The 23,350-nt window shown below is 36.2% G+C and carries 26 protein-coding genes; 8 read left to right on the top strand and 18 right to left on the bottom strand.

What is annotated here, in order from left to right:
• Window positions 1-63: 63 nt before the first annotated feature.
• From FSZ17_RS07590 to FSZ17_RS07580, 3 genes are all read right to left on the bottom strand, one after another.
• On the bottom strand, window positions 64-1,686 hold the full coding sequence (locus tag FSZ17_RS07590; RefSeq protein ID WP_185150708.1) for a long-chain fatty acid--CoA ligase: 1,623 nt from the start codon (window positions 1,684-1,686) through the stop codon (window positions 64-66).
• 324 nt (window positions 1,687-2,010) lie between these two features.
• Window positions 2,011-3,507 (bottom strand): coproporphyrinogen III oxidase, encoded by a 1,497-nt coding sequence (locus FSZ17_RS07585; RefSeq protein WP_057774549.1) that lies wholly within the window; start codon window positions 3,505-3,507, stop codon window positions 2,011-2,013.
• Window positions 3,508-3,756: 249 nt separating this feature from the next.
• A complete protein-coding gene (locus tag FSZ17_RS07580) occupies window positions 3,757-4,626 on the bottom strand; it encodes a Cof-type HAD-IIB family hydrolase (protein ID WP_057774552.1) in 870 nt (289 codons plus the stop codon).
• A gap of 250 nt (window positions 4,627-4,876) precedes the next feature.
• On the opposite strand from FSZ17_RS07580, the gene FSZ17_RS07575 reads away from it, so the two are divergent.
• Window positions 4,877-5,077, top strand: a complete 201-nt coding sequence (locus FSZ17_RS07575; RefSeq protein WP_057774555.1) for an alpha/beta-type small acid-soluble spore protein — start codon at window positions 4,877-4,879, stop codon at window positions 5,075-5,077.
• 84 nt (window positions 5,078-5,161) lie between these two features.
• Here the strand turns inward: FSZ17_RS07575 and FSZ17_RS07570 are convergent, their stop codons facing one another.
• On the bottom strand, window positions 5,162-5,512 hold the full coding sequence (locus FSZ17_RS07570; protein ID WP_057774558.1) for a YlbF/YmcA family competence regulator: 351 nt from the start codon (window positions 5,510-5,512) through the stop codon (window positions 5,162-5,164).
• Window positions 5,513-5,606: 94 nt separating this feature from the next.
• Entirely contained in the window at window positions 5,607-6,755 is a 1,149-nt protein-coding gene (locus FSZ17_RS07565) for a DUF445 domain-containing protein (protein WP_228460302.1), read from the bottom strand.
• A 136-nt stretch (window positions 6,756-6,891) separates the two neighbouring features.
• Here FSZ17_RS07565 and FSZ17_RS07560 point away from each other — a divergent pair, with 136 nt between their 5' ends.
• The 4 genes from FSZ17_RS07560 to FSZ17_RS07545 are packed head-to-tail and all read left to right on the top strand — an operon-like array spanning window position 6,892 to window position 11,864.
• Window positions 6,892-8,256, top strand: coding sequence for a YheC/YheD family endospore coat-associated protein (locus tag FSZ17_RS07560; protein WP_228460301.1), 1,365 nt, complete (start codon window positions 6,892-6,894; stop codon window positions 8,254-8,256).
• Complete coding sequence (locus FSZ17_RS07555; protein ID WP_228460300.1) at window positions 8,253-9,311, top strand: YheC/YheD family endospore coat-associated protein; 1,059 nt, start codon at window positions 8,253-8,255, stop codon at window positions 9,309-9,311. The genes FSZ17_RS07560 and FSZ17_RS07555 overlap by 4 nt, the downstream gene beginning before the upstream one ends.
• Before the next feature lie 13 nt (window positions 9,312-9,324).
• Complete coding sequence (locus tag FSZ17_RS07550) at window positions 9,325-10,692, top strand: YheC/YheD family endospore coat-associated protein (protein WP_057774563.1); 1,368 nt, start codon at window positions 9,325-9,327, stop codon at window positions 10,690-10,692.
• Window positions 10,689-11,864 (top strand): YheC/YheD family endospore coat-associated protein, encoded by a 1,176-nt coding sequence (locus tag FSZ17_RS07545; protein WP_057774566.1) that lies wholly within the window; start codon window positions 10,689-10,691, stop codon window positions 11,862-11,864. The genes FSZ17_RS07550 and FSZ17_RS07545 overlap by 4 nt, the downstream gene beginning before the upstream one ends.
• 163 nt (window positions 11,865-12,027) lie before the next feature.
• On the opposite strand, the gene FSZ17_RS23895 is transcribed toward FSZ17_RS07545, so the two are convergent.
• Window positions 12,028-12,159, bottom strand: a complete 132-nt coding sequence (locus tag FSZ17_RS23895) for a hypothetical protein (RefSeq protein ID WP_267128899.1) — start codon at window positions 12,157-12,159, stop codon at window positions 12,028-12,030.
• A gap of 415 nt (window positions 12,160-12,574) precedes the next feature.
• On the opposite strand from FSZ17_RS23895, the gene FSZ17_RS07540 reads away from it, so the two are divergent.
• Window positions 12,575-12,787 (top strand): YheE family protein, encoded by a 213-nt coding sequence (locus FSZ17_RS07540; protein WP_057774569.1) that lies wholly within the window; start codon window positions 12,575-12,577, stop codon window positions 12,785-12,787.
• Window positions 12,788-12,849: 62 nt separating this feature from the next.
• A complete protein-coding gene (locus FSZ17_RS07535; protein ID WP_057774572.1) occupies window positions 12,850-13,035 on the top strand; it encodes a hypothetical protein in 186 nt (61 codons plus the stop codon).
• Between the two features lie 75 nt (window positions 13,036-13,110).
• Here FSZ17_RS07535 and FSZ17_RS07530 read toward each other — a convergent pair whose 3' ends face one another.
• The gene (locus tag FSZ17_RS07530) at window positions 13,111-13,353 is read right to left on the bottom strand and encodes a hypothetical protein (RefSeq protein WP_057774574.1); all 243 of its coding nucleotides are present in this window, start codon (window positions 13,351-13,353) and stop codon (window positions 13,111-13,113) included.
• Window positions 13,354-13,925: 572 nt separating this feature from the next.
• Between FSZ17_RS07530 and FSZ17_RS07520 the strand changes: the two genes are divergently transcribed.
• Window positions 13,926-14,144, top strand: coding sequence for an alpha/beta-type small acid-soluble spore protein (locus tag FSZ17_RS07520; RefSeq protein ID WP_057774577.1), 219 nt, complete (start codon window positions 13,926-13,928; stop codon window positions 14,142-14,144).
• Between the two features lie 118 nt (window positions 14,145-14,262).
• On the opposite strand, the gene fumC is transcribed toward FSZ17_RS07520, so the two are convergent.
• The 11 genes from fumC to FSZ17_RS07465 all read right to left on the bottom strand — a co-directional run bounded on the left by fumC (window position 14,263) and on the right by FSZ17_RS07465 (window position 23,337).
• A complete protein-coding gene (gene fumC, locus FSZ17_RS07515) occupies window positions 14,263-15,636 on the bottom strand; it encodes a class II fumarate hydratase (protein ID WP_057774580.1) in 1,374 nt (457 codons plus the stop codon).
• A 305-nt stretch (window positions 15,637-15,941) separates the two neighbouring features.
• A complete protein-coding gene (locus FSZ17_RS07510) occupies window positions 15,942-16,256 on the bottom strand; it encodes a YbjQ family protein (RefSeq protein WP_057774582.1) in 315 nt (104 codons plus the stop codon).
• Window positions 16,237-16,440 carry a hypothetical protein gene (locus FSZ17_RS07505; protein ID WP_057774584.1) on the bottom strand — a complete coding sequence of 68 codons (204 nt, stop codon included), beginning with the start codon at window positions 16,438-16,440 and terminating at the stop codon, window positions 16,237-16,239. The genes FSZ17_RS07510 and FSZ17_RS07505 overlap by 20 nt, the downstream gene beginning before the upstream one ends.
• Window positions 16,441-16,466: 26 nt before the next feature.
• Window positions 16,467-16,664: a hypothetical protein gene (locus FSZ17_RS07500; RefSeq protein WP_057774587.1), complete on the bottom strand. Its 198-nt coding sequence runs from the start codon at window positions 16,662-16,664 to the stop codon at window positions 16,467-16,469.
• Window positions 16,661-17,008, bottom strand: coding sequence for a YxlC family protein (locus FSZ17_RS07495; RefSeq protein WP_057774590.1), 348 nt, complete (start codon window positions 17,006-17,008; stop codon window positions 16,661-16,663). The genes FSZ17_RS07500 and FSZ17_RS07495 overlap by 4 nt, the downstream gene beginning before the upstream one ends.
• Window positions 16,980-17,525 carry an RNA polymerase sigma factor SigY gene (gene sigY / locus FSZ17_RS07490; RefSeq protein WP_057774867.1) on the bottom strand — a complete coding sequence of 182 codons (546 nt, stop codon included), beginning with the start codon at window positions 17,523-17,525 and terminating at the stop codon, window positions 16,980-16,982. The genes FSZ17_RS07495 and sigY overlap by 29 nt, the downstream gene beginning before the upstream one ends.
• Window positions 17,526-17,946: 421 nt before the next feature.
• Window positions 17,947-19,983: a transglycosylase domain-containing protein gene (locus FSZ17_RS07485; protein WP_057774593.1), complete on the bottom strand. Its 2,037-nt coding sequence runs from the start codon at window positions 19,981-19,983 to the stop codon at window positions 17,947-17,949.
• A 165-nt stretch (window positions 19,984-20,148) separates the two neighbouring features.
• Window positions 20,149-20,616, bottom strand: coding sequence for a helix-turn-helix transcriptional regulator (locus tag FSZ17_RS07480; protein ID WP_057774595.1), 468 nt, complete (start codon window positions 20,614-20,616; stop codon window positions 20,149-20,151).
• A gap of 170 nt (window positions 20,617-20,786) precedes the next feature.
• The gene (locus FSZ17_RS07475; protein ID WP_057774598.1) at window positions 20,787-20,945 is read right to left on the bottom strand and encodes a FeoB-associated Cys-rich membrane protein; all 159 of its coding nucleotides are present in this window, start codon (window positions 20,943-20,945) and stop codon (window positions 20,787-20,789) included.
• Window positions 20,946-21,109: 164 nt separating this feature from the next.
• On the bottom strand, window positions 21,110-23,113 hold the full coding sequence (gene feoB, locus FSZ17_RS07470) for a ferrous iron transport protein B (RefSeq protein ID WP_057774601.1): 2,004 nt from the start codon (window positions 23,111-23,113) through the stop codon (window positions 21,110-21,112).
• Window positions 23,113-23,337, bottom strand: a complete 225-nt coding sequence (locus FSZ17_RS07465; protein WP_185150678.1) for a FeoA family protein — start codon at window positions 23,335-23,337, stop codon at window positions 23,113-23,115. Before FSZ17_RS07465 ends, feoB begins: the two co-directional genes overlap by 1 nt.
• Window positions 23,338-23,350: the final 13 nt, after the last annotated feature.

Below are 23,350 nucleotides of genomic sequence, written 5' to 3'. Positions count from 1 at the left end.
TTCTCGATTTGAATGACAAAAATGGAAAACAGCCGGAATTTTTCTTTCGGCTGTCTTCTTCCTTTATTTTTTTGCTTCTTCTAGATCCTTCTGAACTTGATCTCTTAATGCCATTTTCAAAAACTTCCCAACTGAGGTTTTCGGGATTTCTTCGAGAAATAATATTTCATCAGGAAGCCACCATTTAGCAAACTGAGGTTTCAGGAATTCGTAAAGCTCCTGTTTTTCAATTTTTCCTTTATAAGCATCCTTTAATACAATACACGCAACAGGACGCTCTTGCCATTCCTCGTGCGGTACGGCAACAACCGCTGCTTCAAATACTGCTTCATGCGCCATTAACGCATTTTCAATGTCTACAGAGGAAATCCATTCTCCTCCGCTCTTAATCAAATCCTTTGTTCGATCCACAATTTTCATGAAACCTTCTTCATCGACTGTGACAACATCCCCTGTAAATAGCCATCCATCCCGGAAGGCTTCTTCGGTTCTAGCATCTTTATAGTATTCAGAAGCAATCCATGGACCACGGATTGCGAACTCTCCCATCTCTTTCCCATTCCATTCTACTTCTCCGTCCTTGCCGACAATTTTCATTTCTAGACCAGGTACGAGAATGCCTTGCTTCGCTCTTATATCAAGGCGTTCTTCATAGGAAAGCTCCTCCTGATAGCTTTTCAAAGTTGAAATGACTACAATTGGGCTTGTTTCAGTCATTCCATACGCATGCATGAAAGGAATATTATGTTTTTGTTCAAATGCTTTAATCATGCCTTTCGGTGCGGCTGAACCACCACAAAGAACTCCTCGTAAGGAACTCATATCATAGTTATGTTCATCCAGCTCCTTTAAAAGTCCTAACCAAATAGTTGGAACTCCTGCTGTAATCGTTACCTTTTCTTCCTGAATTAGCTCAGCTAAAAGCTTTGGTGTGAAATATGGACCAGGCATAACCAAGTTCGTACCAAACCAAACAGACGCAAACGGCAATCCCCATGCATTCACATGAAACATTGGAACAACCGGCATAGCAATATCCTTTTCACTGACACCTGCAGTATCTGCCATACCTAACGCCATGCTGTGAAGAACAATGCCTCGATGTGAATAAATAACACCTTTCGGATTCCCTGTTGTTGCAGAAGTATAACACATTCCAGCTGGCTCATTTTCATCAAGATCATCTGGATACTCATATTCTCCACTAGCTTCTTCTAGCAATTTTTCATAGTGATAAACGGGTGAGAGTGTCGTTTCAGGAAGCTCTGGCTCATCCGTCATAATAATGAATGCCTTAACAGTCGGCAACTTGTCCTTACAAGCCTCAATTAAAGGAACAAGATCTGGATCTATTAAAAGCACTTTATCCTCAGCATGATTAATAATGAAAACAATATGCTGTGGTGAAAGCCGAATGTTAATCGTGTGAAGAACAGCACCACTGCATGGAATCGCAAAGTAAGCTTCTAAGTGGCGATGATGATTCCATGCAAGTGTACCGACCTTATCTCCTCTTTCTACTCCTAGCTTTTGAAGACTTTCAGCTAGCTTTCTAGTCCGTTCCGCTATCTGCTTGTATGTAAATCTCTGTATCCCGCTTGCAGTTCTTGATACAACCTTTTTCTTTGGAAAAAATCTTTCTGCCCTCTTGATCATTTGCGTCATTGTCAAAGGTGTTTGCATCATCATACTGATTCCTCCCTTAATAAAAGCGATTACATTTCATTCAATGAAGTTTATGATCTTTTGTACCTGAATCATTCTATTTATTTTGAAAAAAACCTTTATTTTTGTTTCAATTTTTCAGAAAAACTAAGGCATTCGCCAAGTCCTTTTTGGCGAATGCCTTAGTTTTTCTTATGCGATCTTATTAGCAGATATTTAATTGAACACGCACTTTACTTTAGTACGCTAATTCACTTAAATTTTCCTATTAGCCAAAAAATAAAAAATCCCTACCAATGTGGTAAGGAAGTCTTATTTTTCAAGTTTTGTCCATGACTAGGAAAACTATTTATTAAATAATTCATTTAGTATTTTTAACTTTTCTTCTGTATATTTTTCATAGCTATCATTATAAGATTTCGGATCTTTTGGATTGGCAAAATGAGTAATTTTTCTTGTTAGTGGATGGACAAATTTACTAGCTGCCCCACAGCCTAGGCCAATGATCGTTTGCTGTTCTTCCATAATCATAATATTATAGATGCTCTCTTGGTTAGGAAGTGAGTATCCAACATTCTCTAGATTGCCAAGAATATTCTTTTGTCTGTATAGATAATAGGGTGCATATTGATGCTTTTTCGTCCAGCTCTCTGCCATTTCCATCATTTTTTCAACTTCGCTTCGATCTGCTACCTTATATTTTTCCTTATTTTTCGTCATCTCAGATGCACGTTTGAAAGAAAGTGTATGGACAGTGAGTGATTCAGGCATCAGCTTTTCGGTTTCACTAAGTGTATAAGCAAATTCTTCTGTACCTTCTCCAGGCAGTCCAATAATTAAGTCCATATTGATATTGTTCATTTCCATATCTCGTGCTAAATAAAACTTTTCAATCGTTTCTTCAACAGTATGATGCCTTCCAATCGCTTTTAACGTTTCCTGGATATATGACTGAGGATTGATGCTGATGCGGTCTATATGCCATTTTTTCAATACTTCTAGTTTTTGAGGTGAAATCGTGTCCGGTCTTCCAGCTTCTACAGTTATTTCACGGATTTTTTCAACTTCAGGAAAAGAAGCATACATTTCCTCGTAAAGCATGTCCATTTCTTCTGCAGTAATACTTGTTGGTGTACCGCCACCATAATATACGGTTGTAATTTTTATCTTGTTCTCTTTAAGCCATTGTCCAACTTTTCTCATTTCAAAATGAAGACCACCAAGAAAAGAGTTTACAGAGCCTTGTCTGCCATTAATAGCATAAGCTGGGAATGTGCAATAAGCACACTTCGTCGGGCAAAATGGGATTCCGATATAAATGCTTACCTCATTTTGAAGCTCGTAAAGATCAGGAACGACAACTAACTGTCGATCAACAATCTGCTGCATAAGCTGGATTTTTTCATCAGTGATTAAATAATCCTGTCTTAATTGTTGATGCGCAGAAGATTGAGGGGTTTTCAATTGCATATGGCGATGGAGAAGTTTAGTTGGCCGTATACCAGTAAGAATTCCCCATTTTTGAATGACACCTATCCAATCTTGAAGTACTTTCAAATATACATGCGAAACTGTAGTTTTTATAAGCTTAAAATGCTCTTTCTCTGACTCAAAAGAAGGAACTAAAGTTTCATAGAATGCTGCTTTCTCATTATTCTCTCGATCTGTAAGGGTTGCATGAACTTGAATTGAATCTCCAATTTCTATCTTAAATTGAATCTTTAAGTCTGCATTATTCTGAGAATCCAGAAATACATGACATTCCTCAAAAAATAAATTTGCAATTAATTGAAGCGGGCGATGAAATCGTTCATCCTGTATACCATAAATCGAAATTTCCATAATAATCACCTTTTGTTCATTATCTTGTAATTAAAATTCATCAAAAAAAGATGGAATATTTTCGTCTTCATTTCTTGAAGATAATTAAATAAGCTCTTTATGAACTTATATCAGTGTACAAAAAATGACTAATTAAGGTCAATGATAATACTAAAGGCAATAATTAAAAGAAGGATTTAATAATTTAGTAAACAAAGTAAAACTTGAGGATAAAAAAATCCTCAAGCATAAAGAAGGCTATTTTCAATTCTACTTTTTCAATATATTCATTTTACGTAAAAATTCGATTGGCTGTTGTTTTCGAAAATGCTCCTTGACCATATAAGTAACTCCGTGCTGGTTATTCGGACGAGTAATCCAATCAGCCGCTTTCTTCAATTCTACTGGTGCATTCCCCATCGCTACACCAAGCCCTGCTTCTTTAATCATGTCGAGATCATCGATTCCATCTCCAATTACGACCATTTCACTGCGTGAAATATTTAAATGGTCTCCCAAATATAACAATCCATTAAGTTTAGAAACTCCTGCAGGCATAATATCAAAACGAAGATTATTCAATTGAAAAATATCGATTTCACTAAACATCCCTTTTATGGCTGCCTTTGCATCTTGTAAATCAGTTTCTTCCTCAAAATAAACTTCAATCATTGGAGGGGTGACTGGCTCATCGAGAATCGTATCGCTTAAAGAATCAACAAATTGCTGGGAATAAAAAATAGGATCACCTGATGAAAAAACTGTTTTAGCTAATAAATTGTGATTTAGCTTTGATTTATTTGCAAGTGAATACTTCTCATGCACTAATCTGATTTGGCAGGAAAAACCTTCAAGCAGACGGACGATTTCATAAGTAACGTCCTCTGCTATCCGCTTCACAAAGATTGGCTTATCTCGCGAACTGGCAATATATGCTCCACTATGAGCAATAATCAATGAGTTTAATTTAAGCGCCTTTGCTACTTTTTTCGCTGAAGGAAAGCTTCTTGAGGTGACTAATGTTACATAGATTCCCTTTTGCTGTACATATTCGATTGCATCTTTTGTAGATTTATGAAGTCTTCCATTCGATTGAAGAAGAGTACCATCAATATTTATAGCTAACAGTCTGTATATCATCGTAATGCCCCCTATTCGTGGTGTAAAAATGTTCTATTACACATTTATGAAAATATAAAAAGGAATAGAACAATCGTAGGACAATGTACGATTTTTATTTAAGCAGGTAAAAGCCCTCAGTACACTGAAGTCTATTCATTGAAGTTTTCACAAATGTGAAATAATTACCAATAAAATCATTGTATAAATATTAATATTCCACAAAAAACTAGTATTGTAACATTTAATTACACCAAAGGAGATGATTTACATGGCAAGAAGCAATAATTCAAATCAGCTAGTAGTACCAGGAGTTTCTCAGGCAATTGAGCAAATGAAGTACGAAATTGCATCAGAATTCGGTGTAAACCTTGGCCCAGAAACATCTTCAAGAGCAAATGGTTCTGTTGGTGGAGAAATTACGAAGCGTCTTGTTCAAATGGCTGAGCAGCAGCTCGGAGGCAGATTTTAAAACCAAATTTAATGCTATAATAATTACAAAAACCGCTCCTATATAAATATAGAGCGGTTTTTATCATCAATTATTTTATAATCATTAACCTAATGGACCGTATAGCTCTTCAAGAGGCTTCATAATAATTTTATTCATTTCCGCTATCATCATGCTCATCCGCTGTTCAGCTTCCATAAGCTGAGCAATTTTTGCATTTTGCTGAGCAAGTGCAACTGTTCTTTGAGCCTGCTCCACTTCTTCCTGAGTAATGTCCTGACCCATCATTTGCTTCTGCTGAAGGTGCATTTGTATATTACGAAAGTTATCAAACATTGCTTTAGCAGCTGGATCTGCATTTAATTCATTATATGTTTGCTTTAAAAATTTATATTCATTACTTTGTCTAACAGTTTTTTCTAATTCATAAGCTGAATCATATAAGTTTACTGCCATAATTTCCACTCCTTTTTCTATTTGGGCAATTCACTTCACTTTAACAAATTATGCTATTAAAAGCGAGACGTGAATACGAAAAGCGCAAGCGCCTTTATATGAATAGGGCTATGAGTCCTTGGAAAAGTCCGATTATTCCTCCTAGTAAAGCTCCTAAATACGTAATCATCTTTAATTCGCTTTTGGTAATGGAGAGAACCATTTCCTCTAGTCGTTCAACTGAAAAGGTTTCTACCTGATCTCGGACAATTTCCTGTAAACGAAGTCGTTTCATTAGCTCATCTACCCGATTTGAAAGCCAATCAGAGAGAAGCTTAACAGTACTTGGGGCAAGCGTCTCAATGATTTCTGTGCGGTAAGGATCGGTAAGATTCGAAATAGGCGCTTGGAAATAGTGATCTAACTTAATTACTTTATTTACGCTGTTTTTGATAAATGAGAGGACATTCTCTTTCTTAAATTGTTCTTCTATCTTTACAGCTTTCCATTCTAACACCTTCTCCCACTCGTTTTTCAATAAAGTGGTGATAATGTCAGCAGTTCCTTCATTTCTTAGGAATTTAATAATTTCTGGTTGAATTTTGTCAGCAATATTTATGTTACCCATAAACATTTGCAACATGCTCCCGAGAACTCCGCTTCTTTCCTTTAGGAAATCATCTGCCATTCTTTGAATTCTTAAGTTCCCTTCATAGCTTGAAAAATAATCAATTCCCTTTTGTAGAATAAAATTGCTAATACTAGGAATTTTCTCATTCACTTTATCCCTGAGATTTTCAGGAATAATCTGTTTCAATGGCTGCTCTCGGTATTTCTCCATTAAATTTTCATACTTTTGTTCAATTGCTTCATTCAACCGTTTTTCTATTTTGCCTTGTACATCCGAAACACCAAATTTTTCTAACAATTCAGCTGGAGATATAGTTGTTTTTAAGAAATTCTCCATTTCATTCTGAACAACACCGGTAAACTCCTTTTGAAAACCTTCATTTAAAAATTTCCTTTGAATACTTTCTGGAGTCAGTAGATGATTTACAACCATTTTTCCCATTTGTTCAGCCAATTCATCTCTTCGCTTCGGAATTAAGCCCGGGGTAAATGGGACCCTCCATTTTCCTACATATAAAGCTTTATATGGCCTAAAAAGCATTTTTATCGCAAGGGCATTTGTAACTCCACCGATAATGGCTCCAATAATGACCATTAATATTATAGTAAGCATGATTTGCATTCGATTAAACATCTGCCTTCCATCTGGACTTGCGCACCATTTTAACTTTTTTTACATACGATACTTTATCAGCTTTTGCCTATTTTTTCATTAATAATGTCTTACTTTCCTATACTCTAACCAATTCTTATGTAAAAGAGGAATGATCATGACTTTATCATTATTACCTATTACGATTGTTCCGATTAAAACGTTTCAAAATTCTTTGAAAATTAGCCACTCTTTAATTAATTATTGGAAAATAAATACGACAAAATCATTAATTATTGCTGTTGGAGGCAATCGAGTCGAAGTAACAGTTGAGGGAGCAGCCATTACGAAAGACGAAATTCATCTGGATGAAAATTTATTTTATGAGTTTTTGATACCTCTACAAGAAAGACAGCTAATCGCAAGCTATTCAAATAAAGTAAACTCTTTGTTCCTTGGACCAATTATTGGATTATTAACGGAGATCAGCGATTCAACTGAAGAGGAACCCTATTTTCCTTCCATTCAGGACTTTTGCAAAGAAATGGACAATCAAGTATCAGAAATAGGCGGCTTTTTCTTTGTATTTCAACTACAAGATTATACTGAAGGGAAAATCAGCGGTTATTATATTCAAAATGAAATATGGCAGAAATCTACTGTACCCCTTCCAGATGTCATCTATAATCGAATACACTCTCGCAAAATTGAAGCGAGTCCTATTTTTCAAAAATTCAAGGAAAGTACAATTGCTCATAATATTCCATTATTTAATGATCAATTTTTATCGAAAGAAAAAGTTTACGAATTATTAAATTCTGAGGAATATATGCAGCCTTATCTTCCAGAAACTGTTTCTGTCACAAAAGACACGTTAGAAAACATGATTAGTAAATATGATTCTTTATTCATTAAACCGATCCATGGGAGCCAAGGCAGAAATATCATAAAAATATCAAAAGAAAATAACCATTTCATTTCAGAAATATCCACAGGTAAGGGGCTTGATAAAAATTCCTTGTTCCTAGACTTTGATCAACTATTTAAGTGGATAAAGCCATTCCTTAAGAAGAGATCATATCTTGCACAGCAAGGTATTAATCTAATGAAATATAAAAATAAACAGCTTGATTTTCGTATCCTTTGCCATCGGAATTATCAAAATGCATGGGAAGCAACTTCTTCTGTAGCGAGAATTTCCGCCGATGAGCAATTTGTTTCAAATATCGCAAGGGGCGGAGAAGTAATGAGGCCATTACAAATCCTTTCACAATTATCAAATAGAAAAACAGCTATCCAGCAGCTTGCCCTAATAAAGGAGCTTGCTATCGAAGTATCTTCCATTATAAGCCAAAATACAGATGGTATAATTGGTGAACTTGGAATTGATATCGGTGTTGACGAAAATGGAATGCTATGGATTATTGAAGCGAATGTAAAACCTTCAAAGAACTTGGATGTCTATGACAAAAAGGTTCGCCCATCAGCCAAGGCACTAATTGAATACATGACATTCTTATCATTCTCAAGGAGGTATGAATGATGCTTTCATTCGGACTGTTAACCTTACACACAAATAATGAAAAAACATATTTCATGGAAATTGCAAAACGTGCACACCTACTCGATATTGAATGCTTCCGGTTTATCCCCTCTAATATTATTCCAAATTCAGAAAAGGTGCACGGTGACAAATTTAACCCACTTACAAATGAATGGATGCCAAGTGAATTTCCCATACCAAAAATCCTCTATGACCGCTGTTTTTACGGGGAAGATACTCACTCCAAACAGTGTAAAGCGATTGTAAAATGGTTAAAAACAAGAAACGATCTCCTCTTTTTAGGCCATGGACTGCCGAATAAATTAGATTTATACAATGCTCTTGCAAATTCGAAATTGTCACCATATTTATTGCCTTCAAAGCTTGTAACTTCAGGTGAAAGTATCGTTCACCGGCTTATTCCTCATAAGCCAGTCATGATCAAACCGATAAGCGGCTCACAAGGTCGAGGAATTTATTATTTAGAGAAAAAGAATAATGAAATAATTGTGAAAACAGATAAACAAAAAAAGTCAATAACCCGAACTTTTCCTTATGAAGATAAAGCAATTGCATGGATTAATTACCTTATCAAAGATCGTAGTTATCTTGTTCAGGAATACAAGGAGCTCACAAATGAAAACAATCAGCCCTTTGATATTAGGGTTTTATTACAAAAGGATGAATATGGAAATTGGCATGTGATTACAAAAGGGATACGAACTGGAAAGCAGGATGGCATAGTTTCTAATGTAAGTGCAGGCGGAACTATTTCCCCATTTGAAACTTGGATTGAATCGTTTTCTGTTTCAGAAAAAGAGTATTTAGTTCAAGAGATGAGCGACATACTTGATAGCATGCCCATTATTCTGGAACAGAATTTCCCCCCACTCTTTGAATTAGGTATAGATTTGGGTGTAAGTAAAGATCATTCCATTTGGATTCTTGATATTAATTCTAAGCCTGGTCGAAAAGTGGCTTTAACAATCAATCCTTTTCTTGAGGAAAAATTATATACCGCACCCCTTCTTTATGGGAAAACATTAGTAAAATAAAGGAGACTTTCAAATGAGACGACAATATCAAGTAGAAATTCTTCACGACATCTCCCAAAAAGTCCGTATTCCAAAAGATTTTAACCATAAAAAGAAATTATCGAAGTTAGCGTTTGGTTCTCACTCAATTGATATATTAATTGAATATCAACCAAGCGGCAGAAATGTTATTAGTTTAAGTAAAGATGTAGCAGATCAACTTAAATTCCCAAATATGAATGTTCCACTTCATTTATTCACTGATAATGAAACCTTATTCCTTGGCCCGCTTGTAGGTATATTCACATCAGGCTTTACATTCTTTCCAATGAGACCAATAGGAGAGAGAAGTATGTTTTTCGCTAAATTGCTTTCTGTCAAAAAGTCAGTAGGTGCTTTACCATTTGTATTCGGTGAACAGCATATTAATTGGGAAGATGGAACAATACAGGGATTATTTTATCAAAAAGATGGCTGGGAGATTTATGAAGTTCCCTTTCCTAATGTTATATACGATCGTCTGCCAAATCGAAAAAGTGAACGGCTGACCGAACAAAAAAAAGTTAAAGAACGGTTGCAAATAGAATATTTAATCCCATGGTATAACCCTGGCTTTTTCAATAAGCTTGATGTATATGAAAGGCTTCTTCAAAATGATCAAATTTCAATGTATTTGCCAGAAACACATTCCTTTACGTCTTTTTCAGGAATAGAAAGAATGCTTGCAGAATACGGTCATGTTTATATTAAGCCCGTAAATGGAAGTCTCGGTCTAGGAATTCATCAAATTTTATACAATAAAGCAGAGGGTTTCTATTATTGTCGCTTCCGTGATCATCTTGGTGAAAATAAACTCCAAAAGTATAGCAGCTTAGAATCCTTAATGAGCCAAGTCTTTGCAGGAAAAAAACTAAACCGAATGCTTATCCAGCAGGGGATTCATTTGATTCGAACAGAAGGTCGACCACTAGATTTTCGAATTCATACAAATAAAGATGACCATGGCAACTGGGTTGTTACAGCAATTGCTGCTAAGATTGCGGGGGCTGGAAGTGTGACAACACATGTCAACAGTGGTGGAGTAATAAAAACAATTTCCGAAGTATTTACTTCCATGGAAGAACAAATTCTAGCGGAATCAAAATTAGAAGAAGCTGCCCTTTCATTGAGTAAAGCTCTAGAAGAGAATATAGAGGGAATCATTGGTGAAATAGGCTTTGACCTCGGACTGGATCGAAAAGGGAACGTCTGGCTATTTGAAGCAAACTCAAAGCCTGGAAGATCTATTTTCAAACATCCTCAGCTAAAGGATTTCGATTTTCTTACTAGGAAACTTTCACTTTCTTTTGCAGTATTTCTTGCTGAAAGAGCTATTACTAGTCCAGAGGAAGTTTTTAAATGAATTTATATTATTCCTTAGAGAATAAAGAATGGTTTACTCATTCTAAAGAAAAGCTCATAACGATTGGCAGCAATCTGCACCAAGTGAAAAAATATCATACAATTCCAGCAGAAAATCTTCTTGCCTTTAGCGTCGACACAATTAATTCCATTCCACTAATCGGCATTCTAACAGGAAGAAATAAGAGTAATGACGTCATAGGAAATGGACAATTATTTAAAGAGCTGCAGAAAGAAATCTTAAAAAACGGCGGAATTTCCGTCGTTTTCACTCCTCAAAATATTTCTGATAGTCTAAACGGTTTTATTTACGTCCCAAATGAGGATAAATGGTTTCCTGTAAAATGTCCTCTTCCCCATGTTGTCTATAATCGTGTTCCCTTTCGAACACAAGAAAAATCTATTTCTTTTTATCAAACCTATCATTATTTTCAAAGTAAAAAAATTCCCTTTTTTAATGCCTTTTTTCTTAATAAGTTTGAGGTTAATCAATTGTTATCTCGAGACCCTTTTCTTCAGCCATTCATTCCTGAAACCATTATGGCTGCTGAAGAATCCTCACTACTTCAGCTCCTAAACAAATATAATAGTCTATATTTAAAACCAGCACTTGGATCAAAGGGGAGTGGTATCTATAAGATCTATTTGAATCAGGATGGATCTATCAAAATGAATGGCTTAAAAAATTGTTATGCATTTAAAGATTTCCCTTCATTTTGGGCAGAGTGGGGTTCGAAGCTTTTAGAAAAGACATATATCGCTCAAGAGGCTATTACTCCATTATTATATAAAGGTAAGCGTTTTGATTTCCGTGTACTCGTTCATTTTTCAAAGAATAGATATCAGCCGACTGGAATTGGCATTAGACAATCTCAGAAACAGGAAATTACTACACATATACCTAATGGCGGTCTTTTAATTCCCTATCATCATATTCAAACGAAGGAACATGATCAATTTTTTGCAGATACTGCAGATCGTATCGGTCTTCTTTTGTCAGAAGAAATGGGTTTTTTTGGAGAATTTTCAATTGATGCTGGTATATCTTCTAACGGGAAGTATGTCATTTACGAAATTAACTCAAAACCAATGCAATTTGATGAAGAAGAAATTGAGAAGAATCGAATTCATTCACTTACTCAGCTTTTCTTTGAGTTCGCTGGCTTAAGATAATCTCTTTTTGAAGAACTTGGCGAATGCCTTAGTTTTTCTTATTCGATCTTATTAGCAGATATTTAATTGAATACACAGTTTACTTTAGTACGTTAATAAACTTAAACTTTCCTATTAGCCAAGTAAGCCCGATATCTTTTTAAAACCGGGCTTACGTTTTTATTTATCTCCTTCTTTTGGACGGACCAGCGAATGAACGAAATTGCTTTTTTAATTTTTGACGAGATTTATCATTTCTTAATAAATAAGCGGTTCCCAATGCTAATGTCGTCAATGCTACTTTATTTCTATTCATCTAAGGCATCCTCCTATTTGTACATAAAGTGAAACTTCCATCAGTGGGGGTTTTCCGACGCATAGGACGTGCTAGTGCCGACGTTGCCACAGGACGTGGCGTTCTTAGTCGGCTTTCATCCCCCACTGATGGTTAGTTACCAATCACGCTCAAAACGCAACGTCCTGTGGCTTTCGCCTGACTAGGACATCGTGTCCGTCGTCGGGCCTTTACGGGCAGTTGATCCACCACTTAGGTTTCTTTGATCTCTCGCAACCTTGAAGTGGGGGTCTTACTGCCCGTTAATCTGCGATAAACAATTGTACATTCTTCTTATTCCCCTGTTAATAAGGAATTAAACTGGATTAAAATTGCAACAATTTTTATTGGGTTGTTTGACAAGATTGGGTAAAATGGTATTAAAGGGGGCAGCGATTTGTTAACACATTTTCAATACAAGCCATTATACGAAAATAAACAATTGCCAGGATGGAAGTTTTCATTTTACTATAATAAGCAAATGTTTAATGGAATTTATCATCAAAATGGAAAAATTGAATGGACATCCGCTACTCCAAATGGAGAAGATGAAATTCAGCTAATGGACCAAATTCATGAATTGATGCTTTTCCATGTATATGATCAATAATTTTGTATGTTTCGGAACCTTCTTTGGAAAAATATCTTAAACGGTCAAAGGAGGAATCAACATTGTCCAAAAATAAAAAAGTACAAGAGGATTCGCATCATCAGGGCAGAGACAAGGCCTATATGGATATCGATCGAATGATTAACGAAGGAATGTCTGGCGGGTCTGTCCATATGAGGGAAGAAACGACGAACATTGAGGAAGCTAGAGAGCTTTATCATGAAGAACCACCATTTAAAGCTGAGTAAATATATCTGTCAAATGATTAATTATGGTAGAATAAACGAAAAAGGAACCCTTCTTAAAAGGTGTTCCTTTTTCGTTTATTCTTTTATAAGCCTCACCACATTCATCCCACAAACAGCGCATTTTAATAAATGTGGGCATTCTCTATTTTCATAATCTGCTGGGTAACCATCCTCCATTTTCATTTGATCAATAGGCATGTATGGACTGTAATCATCATAATAATCCATGATCCTGCCATTATCCATTAATGCATTTCCACATGAGGAGCAAGCTATTTTAATTTCTTCAAATCCATTGCAAATTGGACAAAAAGCCATATCTCTTTCCTCTCCGTTCAAAATAATTTGAAATTAGCTTCGTGCCTTTTGGGAAATGGCTATGTTAAGCTTCCCTGTTGATTTCCGCTGTAGGCACTTAGCGATCGCGGGCGGTCCGGAAGCCTCCTCGTCACTATCGCTCCTGCGGGGTCTTCCTTCGACTCGCTTCTCCCGCAGGACGTTGAAAAATCTTCCTCGAATAAACACCGCACGAAGGAAATGCGTTAGCATTTTCGAGGAGCTCGCGCCTTCCGCTCCAATCAACAACAAAATAGCATTATCTACACTAAGCTTTAAAACAGCCTAGGAAATTAGACTTAACAAAACTTCCGTTTACTTATAGCGTTCGTTTCTCTTTCTATAGTTATGTAATTTTCATTAGGGAACAATTCCCACTATTTTTTCAAGAATAATCTTCGCGAAAACAAACATAATAGAGAGTAAACACAGGGACATACAGCTTACTACTAACCGCTGGGTTAAACCACGAAGAGGTAACAAGTTTAACTTGTGTCGGTGCAATTCCGGCTAGCCCAACCAATATTAAAATTATTATGAGGAGATGAAACATTATGAATAACCAAACATCTAACAGAAGCGATTCCTCAAACCAATTACTTGTACCTGGAGTAGCACAAGCACTTAACCAAATGAAGTTTGAAATTGCAAATGAATTTGGAGTAAACTTAGGTGCTGATACTACATCTCGTGCCAACGGATCAGTTGGAGGAGAAATTACAAAACGCCTAGTGCAAATGGCTGAACAACAACTTGGCGGTTTTCAACATTAATAAATTTGTTTAATATAATTTAATATGATATGGCTTGGCCCCCAGTAAATGGGGGCCTTTTCATTGCTAGAGAAGAGTATTAAAGAATGCTCTCTAGAAAAATCATTACGATTTTACATTACAACATCTTTTTAGGATCAACCCATTCTTCATACTGCTCATTCGTAACATATCCGGACTTTAAAGCAGCAGATTTTAATGTACTATTTTCTTTAAAAGCTAGCTTGGCAATTTCAGCAGCTTTTTCATATCCAATATGTGGATTTAGCGCGGTAACAAGCATAAGTGACCTTTTCACATGTTCGTCAATTACCTCTTCATTTGCCTCTAAGCCTACCATACATTTCTCATTGAATGATCTCATTCCATCAGCTAATAGACGAATACTCTGGAGAAGATTAAAGATAATGACTGGTTTAAAGACATTTAATTCGAAGTTTCCTTGGCTTGCCGCAAAACCGATCGTTGCATCATTTCCGAAGATTTGACACGCAACCATCGTCAATGCTTCACTTTGTGTTGGGTTCACTTTTCCAGGCATAATTGAACTACCGGGTTCATTTGCTGGAATCGATAATTCTCCTATCCCACTTCTTGGTCCACTCGCTAGCCATCTAACATCATTGGCTATCTTCATCAGGTCTGCAGCCAGAGCTTTTAATGCTCCATGGACATGAACAATTTCATTATGACTTGTTAGTCCTTGGAATTTATTAGCTGACGAACGAAATGGGTGACCAGTTAGATTGGCAATTTCTAAAGCCACTTCATCACCAAATGATTTATGTGCATTAATTCCTGTCCCAACAGCAGTTCCACCAATTGCTAAATCGAGGAGATGGGTCATCGCCACTGAAATCATTCGTTCGTTTTTATCTAACATGGCCCTCCAGCCGCTTATTTCCTGCCCTAATGTTAATGGTGTAGCATCTTGTAGATGGGTTCTCCCGATTTTGACAATATGTGCAAACACTTTTTCCTTTTGATCGATCGTCCCTTTCAATTCTTGAAGTGATGGAATAAGCTTTTCTGCTATTTCGATATAAGCAGCAACATGCATGGCTGTTGGGAATGTATCATTCGAGCTTTGAGACATATTAACATCGTCATTTGGATGGACACTATCTCCATTATCTTGTAGCAATTCATTCGCCCTTCTAGCAACCACTTCATTAATATTCATATTTGTTTGCGTTCCGCTCCCTGTTTGCCAAACGGCTAGTGGGAAATGTTCATCAAACTTTCCTTGTAAAATTTCTAGGGTTGCTTGAGTTATTACAATCTTTTTTTCCTCTTGTAGGTTTTCAAGCCTATGATTTACAATGGCAGCTGCATTCTTTATTTTTGCAAAAGCATAAATAACCTCCATAGGCATTTTTTCAATCCCAATTTTAAAATTGTCTTTACTTCTTTGAGTTTGTGCTCCCCAATATTTATCAGCTGGAACACTCACTTCCCCAAGTGTGTCTTGTTCAATCCGAAATCCAGTCATTTAATACCTCCTTAAAAATTGAAGTTTCACTATATATTCTATTCCCTATTTTTCAATTTTTATGGGCATAAAAAAAACTGCTTTGCAATTAAGCAAGCAGTTTTAGTGTTTTACAACTGTATAACCTATAAAATAACCAAGTACCATAATACTAGCTATTGCTAATGTAATTGAGAATTGTTCCATTATGAATCCCCCATACTAATATAAATTTGATTTATACCATAAAAATAGCATATTTATTGGGGGAATTTTCGAACAGATAGCAACATTTCGTGACAAGAAAGTGAATATTTTATGAACTTTTAATCCACAATTACTGCTGTTCCATAGGCAATAATTTCTGAGGCATTTTGCATGACTGCAGCAGATTGCAGACGCATGCCAATGATTGCATTTGCGCCTTTTGCTTTAGCATCCTCTACCATACGCCCAATTGCTATTTGTCTTGCCTCTTCCATCATTTCTGTATATTCACTAATTTCTCCACCTACAATTGTCCTTAAGCCGGCCATAATGTCTTTACCAATATGCTTGGATTGAATACAACCTCCTCTTACAAAGCCTATTATCTCCTTTATCTCTTTCCCTGGAACCGAATCAATAGTTACGATAATCATTACGTCTCTCCTCCAATTTTTCATTCTTTCTCTCCATGATTAAAATGATAAAAATGATGATCATTAGAAATGCATAGATCGCAAAAATAAATATTGCTGCTTTTATATTTATAAACAACATTACAATCCCGAGTAGCTGGCAAATAGTGCTTAGTAATAGAAATAACTGCTTGGATTTTCTCACTAGCCCTCATCCCTTAATTCAGTTTTTTACTTCTTTTTATGCCAAAGCTTCCTCACAAAGTAAAGATAGACAAGGGTTGGCATGGGTGCCTGTATCAAGCCAAGTATACCCCATAACCAATAATTATGCCCATGCTTCCTAGCATTTGAAAATAAAAAGATACTTTGACTTATGAGAATGACTGCAACAACAATGAGTAATGGGACAGAAATTTCTTCATTCATGTTTCCTTCACCTGTTTAACATGCTGAATCGTAAAGTAAACGACAATAAAAATTGTTACACATCCTTGGATAGTAAAAAAGACAACCGGAATGCTATATAAAGCAAAGAGTATAGTACTCAATACAAGCATGGCCACAACGGTAAACAGTGTTACATCGAATATTAGCTTTTTTCTTATATTCCTTTTTTCTTCTACTACTAAATTTTCAAACCATTCAATATTAGGTGTATAAACTAGATCACTTTTTTCAACAGATTCTAGTCCAAGCTCAATTTCCTTTATAACTTCAAATAATCCCTCATCTAGTTGCTCGTTATCTCTCAAGTCTCTCTGTTTCGTCATTTAGCCTCAGCTCCTTTCTTACAGCCATAATTCCATTATGAACTCTTGATTTAATTGTCCCAGGTGACAGCTTCATCATTTCCCCAATTTCATCATATGAATAGCCATAATAATGTTTTAAAATAATCGGAATGCGTACATCATTAGCAAGCTTAGCTAATGCGGACAATGCATCATTCCACTCTTCATTTCGGCTTTCCATTTGCCATTTAAGCTTGCGAAAATTTTCCTCTTCCTGCTGCCAGCTTTTTTCTCTTTTCTTTCTCCGTTGCTGATCAATATATAAATTAGTTGCGATGGAAATGAGCCATGAGGAAAATTTCGATTTATATTGATATAAATGAATTTTCTCTATACATCTTGCCATTGTTTCCTGTGCGAGCTCTTCTGATAAATCTGGATTCAATGTCACCTTAATTAAATACTTGACCAAGAAGGGATAATTATGTTGAAAAAGCGTAGCAAAGGCGCGCTTATCTCCTGACTTTGCGCTTTGAATGAGCACTTTCTCCTCCATCTGATTTTGTTCCTCTCTTTCCTTACTTCCGCTTCTTCCATTCAATACTTCAATTGTTAGACGGCTAACACCATAAATTCGTTCACTTATGTTAAAAATTTTTTTAAAACCTTGGCTATGTTAAACTTTCCTGTTGATTTCCGCTGCAGGCACTCCCTTTCCGTGGGCGGTCCAGAAGCCTCCTCGAAGAGCGCTCCTGCGGGGTCTCCCTTTGACTCGCTTCTCCCGCAGGACGTTGAATAATCTTCCTCGAATAAACATCGCACGAAGGAAATGCGTTAGCATTTTCGAGGAACTCGCGCCTTCCGCTCCAATCAACAATAAAATAGCATTTTCAACACTAAGCTATAACACTGCCAAATCCTTTATAAACAAAATTTTACCAAAAAAAAAGCACGGCCACATAATAGGACCGCACTTTCTAATCATTTTTTTCACCCTTATTTTTCTTCCACTTCTTTTTCCATTTTTTCTGTTCTTTTTCTATCTTCTTTTTCCATTTGTCTGCATTTTTCTTCATGTCATTTTCTAATTTATTAATTTGTTCTTCTTGCTTTCGCTTTTCCATCAATGGTGCAACATGGGGAACTTGAAAAGATACTGACTCTTCGTTATATAATGCTTTAGACATTATTTCTCTAAATATAGGAGCAGTACTCTCTCCGCTTGTTGTTGTCAAATAATGATTACTATCCGTTTTGTCATATCCTACCCAGACCGCTCCTACAAGCTGAGGTGTATAGCCAACAAACCATTGATCTTTTATCCCGTTAACACCATCAATTGGCACTTGAGTTGAGCCTGTCTTTCCTGCTACTTCTCTCCCCGGAATTTGTGCGGCTTTCCCTGATCCATGTTCAACGACACCAAGGAGCATAGTAGTGATTTTATCTGCAACTGCCTTCGTTGTAACCCGTGTCTTTTTACCATCCCATTTTGCGATTTCTTTACCATTTGAATCCAAAATTTTCAAAATGGAGTGGGCTTCGTATTTTTCTCCTTCATTAGCAAAAACAGTGTAAGCTTCCGCCATGGTTAATGGGGAAACACCTTTGTTTGTTCCACCAAGAGCTAGTGCGAGATTTTCATTAATGGCTTCTTCTGGAATCCCGAATCTCTTGGCAGCATCAACTCCTTTTTCAATCCCTATCTCATTGAGAAGCCATACAGCAGGAATATTTAGAGAGTCCATTACTGCTTCATACATTGGAACTTGGCCACGGAATTGAAAATTATAATTATTGGGCTCATAATCACCGAACTTCATTTTTTCATCTTTTAATTCATCCGTAATTTCCCAGCCATTTTCAAGTGCAGGTGTATATGGTACTATCGGCTTCATTGTTGAGCCAGGTTGTCCAACAGGATGGATTGCCCGATTATGGCCAAGCAATGTATGCTCACCTCTGCCTCCTACAAGTGCACGAACACCCCCGCTTTTCGGATCTATAAGAATAGCTCCGCTTTGAACGATTTGATCCTCTTTTCCGACAGGAAACATCGAATCATTCGAATAGGTGTCTTCTACTGCTGTTTGCATAGATGGATCTAGCTCTGTATAAATCTGATAACCACCCGTTAATAAATCCTCTAGCGTAAGTCCGTACTTTTTCATCCCTTCCTCTAGAACATAGTCAACATAGTAGGGATATTTACCTTTAAAAGGATCATCGCTTTTATCAACAAAAACTAGTTGTTCATTTTTAGCTTCTTCATATTGCTCTTTCGTAATAAAACCGTTTGTTTTCATTTGCTGCAAAACGATATCCCTGCGTTCTATTGCTTTTTTTTCATTTTTATATGGATTAATCGCAGATGGAGCTTTAATCAAACCTGCTAATAGAGCTGATTCACTTATGGTCAGATCCTTGACTTCTTTTCCAAAATACTTCGCTGCTGCCCGTTTTATCCCCCATGCTCCTTCTCCAAAATAGATTTGATTTAAATACATTTGAAGAATTTCTTCTTTTGAATATACTTTCTCGATTTCTCTTGCAAGAAAAAACTCCTCTATTTTACGCTTATATGTTTTTTCAGAAGAGAGCATAGCATTTTTCGTTAATTGCTGTGTGATTGTGCTTCCACCTTCCACAATTTCACCAGCTTTCAAATTTGTAAAAAACGCCCTCCCTATGCCAATAATATCTATGCCATTATGGTCATAAAAACGGTGATCTTCAATTGCAATTACCGCATTTTTCATATGGTCAGGTATTTCTTGAATGGGTACTCCTTCTACTTTATTAGATGTGATTTTGCTTGCAACCTCACCATTCACATCATAAATGATCGTCGATTGATCAAGGCCAGCATTCAATGCACTAATATCCGCATTTTTTGAGAAATAATAAAAAAAGCTCAAAAATGCTAATACTGCCATAGATGCAGATAATATAGCAATCTGAGTCATATGCCTCTTCTTCCAGAACCTCTGGAACTTTTTTAAAAAATTTCCCATATTACCTCCAAAACAATTCATAGCTGCATGATTCATAGTTGTTCAATAAAAGATTCGATGATAAAAGGAGATTTATGAGGGTAAGTATTTATCTTTGGATATTTTTGTAAAAAAACAAGGGCAAAGTAAAAAGAGGCAGCTACTTTACTTCACTTAACCCAATTTTTACAATCCCCTGTTTTTTTCAATCACTAATTCTGAAAATCTTTCTTTTGAAGAAGCTTCATCAAAACTGCTAAAAATACGGAAATGATCCTCATCAATAATCCGAAAATGCTGACTAATCATATTTTGCTGGAGCAATAAGCCATTATGCTTATCTATTTCTCTCCACCATATTTTTCCGCCCATTGTTTTTTCTTTTCGATAGTCAATCCCTTCACGAGCAATTATTTCTAGAACCTCAAGGGGCTCATTTCCGAATAAGAAACGTACTGTTTCAGTTTCCCGAAATAAAGCACAAATCGTTACGACTGTAGACCATCCTGCCTCTACTCGGCCTTTTTCAATTTGTACGAGAGTTTTCTTGGATACACCGATAATTTCCGCCATTTTGTCCTGTGTATACCCTGCCTCTGTACGAATAAGACGTATTTTTTCAGATACTCTAAAAATAATTTCATCTCGAGTCAATGTCTGCCTCATCCCTTTAAAATATTGTGTACAATCACACGTCCTTCAATTATAAAGATGTAATTAAGAATTGACAATTAGAAAAACTTTACATTTGCCAAATCCTATCGGAAAATGATTATTTTTCCTTTGGTAATATCCTTTAGCAAATGTCTATAGATACCTATTATTTACTTTTGAATATCTGAGATTGAGCTGCATGAACTTGAACAGGATTTTTTCAGTGAGCAGCTTGTACATTTTCCATTCTTGGACTTTTTTATAAAATTGAATAAAGCCCAGCTCGCATATCCGAAAATCAATACTCCAATTAAAATATTTGCTGCCATTATCATCACCCCTGACTTTGACTTCTTACTTTATATTAGAAAAACTTGGCGTTCACCAAGTCCTTTTTGGAGAATGCCTTAGTTTTTCTTATGCGAACTTATTAGCAGATATTTAATTGAATACACGCTTTATTTTAGTACGTTAATAAACTTAAACTTTCCGATTAGCCAAGACCAAGCAGCTTTCCTCCCTGATAAATCACGAAAGAAAGAATATAGGCAATTATTAATGCATATCCAATCGAGAACACGGTCCACCTTTTCGAACCTGTTTCTTTATAAATCGTTGCTGTAGTAGCAAGACATGGAATGTACAATAAAATAAAGATCATGAAGCTGTACGCTGAGAGGGGGGTGAAATAATTAGAAAGCAGCCCCTGTAAACTTGCTTCATCTGGAACAAAATAAATAATATTCATCGTAGAAATAATTGCTTCTTTTGCCAAAAATCCTGTAATAAGTGATGCCCCCGCTTGCCAAGAATTAAATCCGATAGGTTCAAATAATGGAGCTATGAATCCTCCAATCACTGCTAAGTAGCTATCATCTAAAGCTACATCCATTCCGCTAGGGCCTGCATAGGACAAGAGCCAAATAAAAACAGAGCCAGCAAATATAAATGTTCCAGCTTTCTTTAAAAAGCCTTTTCCTTTATCCCATGTGCTTCTCCATAACGCCCGGAACTGCGGCAAACGATATGGAGGCAGTTCAATAACAAATAATGAAGTCTCACCTTTTAAGATAGTGGAAGAAAAAACTTTAGCGAGAATAAAGGCAACAGCAATCCCTAATACATAAATCGATAGAACAATTAAGGCTTTTTGTTGAACAAAAAATGCACCTACAAAAAGAGCGTAAATAGGTAATCGTGCAGAACAGGACATTAATGGTGTTAACAATATCGTTAATAACCTTTCCTTTGGTGTTTCAATCGTCCTAGCAGCCATAATCCCAGGTACATTACATCCGAATCCTATCATCATTGGGATAAATGCTTTCCCATTTAAGCCTACTGCTTCCATCAAACGATCCATTACAAGGGCAACCCGTGCCATGTAACCTGAATCCTCAAGTAAAGAGATGAAAAAGAAAAGAATAAATATTTGTGGAACAAAGACAAGTACTCCCCCTACACCAGCTACAATGCCATCAAGAATTAATGCATGAATGAAATCAGAGGCTCCAACAGCACTTAGCAAGCTTTCAATTCCCGAAGCAATAGGACCAGTTATTAATCCATCTAGGTAATCAGATAAAGGAAATCCAAGCCAATCAAAGGTTAGCATAAACATCAAGTACATAAGTAAAAAGAAAATCGGCAAACCTAATATTTTATTTGTGACTATCGCATCAATTTTTTCAGACAAAGGCGTCTTTGTTAGATTCCTTTTAATAGCTGAATCAGCAATAATCCAATCAATTTTCGCTTTTCTCTTTTGAAAAATGAATTGCTCCAAGGAAGTCTGATAGTTTGTGTTTATCGTTTTTTCAATTTGCTGCAAGAAAAAATTGAGCCTCTCTTCACCTATTACACTATACAAATATTGTTTCACATATTGATTTCCTTCAAAGAGTTGAAGAGCAAGCCAACGAACAGAATGGTTCTGTTTGCCTTCCAATAATTCTTCTAGCTTTTCAATTGCTTCCTCAATTTCTGTCCCATAATGAACGAGAGATGGGTTTGGGTTTGGGATATCCCCTTCTATAATAGTCGCAGCAAGATCTGTACAGCCCTTGCCACTTCTAGCAACAACAGGAGCAACAGGTATACCAAGTGTTTGCGATAATTTCACTGGATCTACATGAATCCCTCTTTTTGAAGCAACATCCATCATGTTTAAGCCAATAATAGTAGGCTTCCCATATTCTAAAAGCTGGATCGTTAAATGCAAATTCCGCTCTATTTGAGAAGCATCTAGAATATTTAGCATTTTATCAACTATTTCTGTTAATAAAAACTGTGTTACAACCCCTTCATCCTTTGAAAGTGGATTAAGTGTATAAATTCCAGGCAAATCAATTAATTTATCTTTATTATTCTTAAAAATCCCTATCTTTTTTTCTACAGTAACTCCGCTCCAATTCCCCACATATTCATAGGAACCAGTTAAATGATTAAAAAGGGATGTTTTCCCTGTATTCGGATTCCCAATAAGAGCAATTTCCATTATAATCTCTCCACTTCAATTTGGATTGCTTCTTTTCTGCGAATGCCAATACATTGTCCACAAGATTCAACCATGATCGGGCCTCCAAAAGGCATGACACATTTCAAACATACTTCTGAACCCTCTGTTATTCCAAGGTCTAACAAACGGCGGCGTACTAAATGATCAATACTAGATATATGAAGAATTCTACCTTTTTCACCTTTTTTTAATTTTCCAAGCAAGATAATCACCTGT

The organism is Cytobacillus dafuensis (assembly GCF_007995155.1).
Taxonomy (GTDB): domain Bacteria; phylum Bacillota; class Bacilli; order Bacillales; family Cytobacillaceae; genus Cytobacillus; species Cytobacillus dafuensis.
The sequence above is the reverse complement of the archived record's forward strand: the minus strand, read 5'-3'. Positions and strand labels throughout refer to the sequence as shown.

Excerpts from the sequence above, each read along its gene's own strand:
- FSZ17_RS07555 (WP_228460300.1), top strand. The coding sequence starts at position 8,253 with ATGATGCTTTCATTCGGACTGTTAACCTTACACACAAATAATGAAAAA.
- FSZ17_RS07550 (WP_057774563.1), top strand. The coding sequence starts at position 9,325 with ATGAGACGACAATATCAAGTAGAAATTCTTCACGACATCTCCCAAAAA.
- FSZ17_RS07495 (WP_057774590.1), bottom strand. The coding sequence starts at position 17,008 with ATGACGAAACAGAGAGACTTGAGAGATAACGAGCAACTAGATGAGGGA.
- FSZ17_RS07475 (WP_057774598.1), bottom strand. The coding sequence starts at position 20,945 with ATGGCAGCAAATATTTTAATTGGAGTATTGATTTTCGGATATGCGAGC.
- feoB (WP_057774601.1), bottom strand. The coding sequence starts at position 23,113 with ATGGAAATTGCTCTTATTGGGAATCCGAATACAGGGAAAACATCCCTT.
- FSZ17_RS07485 (WP_057774593.1), bottom strand. The coding sequence starts at position 19,983 with ATGGGAAATTTTTTAAAAAAGTTCCAGAGGTTCTGGAAGAAGAGGCAT.
- FSZ17_RS07565 (WP_228460302.1), bottom strand. The coding sequence starts at position 6,755 with ATGTTTAATCGAATGCAAATCATGCTTACTATAATATTAATGGTCATT.
- FSZ17_RS07530 (WP_057774574.1), bottom strand. The coding sequence starts at position 13,353 with ATGGCTTTTTGTCCAATTTGCAATGGATTTGAAGAAATTAAAATAGCT.
- sigY (WP_057774867.1), bottom strand. The coding sequence starts at position 17,525 with ATGGAGGAGAAAGTGCTCATTCAAAGCGCAAAGTCAGGAGATAAGCGC.
- FSZ17_RS07545 (WP_057774566.1), top strand. The coding sequence starts at position 10,689 with ATGAATTTATATTATTCCTTAGAGAATAAAGAATGGTTTACTCATTCT.
- FSZ17_RS07560 (WP_228460301.1), top strand. The coding sequence starts at position 6,892 with ATGACTTTATCATTATTACCTATTACGATTGTTCCGATTAAAACGTTT.
- FSZ17_RS07580 (WP_057774552.1), bottom strand. The coding sequence starts at position 4,626 with ATGATATACAGACTGTTAGCTATAAATATTGATGGTACTCTTCTTCAA.
- fumC (WP_057774580.1), bottom strand. The coding sequence starts at position 15,636 with ATGACTGGATTTCGGATTGAACAAGACACACTTGGGGAAGTGAGTGTT.
- FSZ17_RS23895 (WP_267128899.1), bottom strand. The coding sequence starts at position 12,159 with ATGAATAGAAATAAAGTAGCATTGACGACATTAGCATTGGGAACCGCT.
- FSZ17_RS07520 (WP_057774577.1), top strand. The coding sequence starts at position 13,926 with ATGAATAACCAAACATCTAACAGAAGCGATTCCTCAAACCAATTACTT.
- FSZ17_RS07575 (WP_057774555.1), top strand. The coding sequence starts at position 4,877 with ATGGCAAGAAGCAATAATTCAAATCAGCTAGTAGTACCAGGAGTTTCT.
- FSZ17_RS07510 (WP_057774582.1), bottom strand. The coding sequence starts at position 16,256 with ATGATTATCGTAACTATTGATTCGGTTCCAGGGAAAGAGATAAAGGAG.
- FSZ17_RS07590 (WP_185150708.1), bottom strand. The coding sequence starts at position 1,686 with ATGATGCAAACACCTTTGACAATGACGCAAATGATCAAGAGGGCAGAA.
- FSZ17_RS07500 (WP_057774587.1), bottom strand. The coding sequence starts at position 16,664 with ATGAATGAAGAAATTTCTGTCCCATTACTCATTGTTGTTGCAGTCATT.
- FSZ17_RS07585 (WP_057774549.1), bottom strand. The coding sequence starts at position 3,507 with ATGGAAATTTCGATTTATGGTATACAGGATGAACGATTTCATCGCCCG.
- FSZ17_RS07570 (WP_057774558.1), bottom strand. The coding sequence starts at position 5,512 with ATGGCAGTAAACTTATATGATTCAGCTTATGAATTAGAAAAAACTGTT.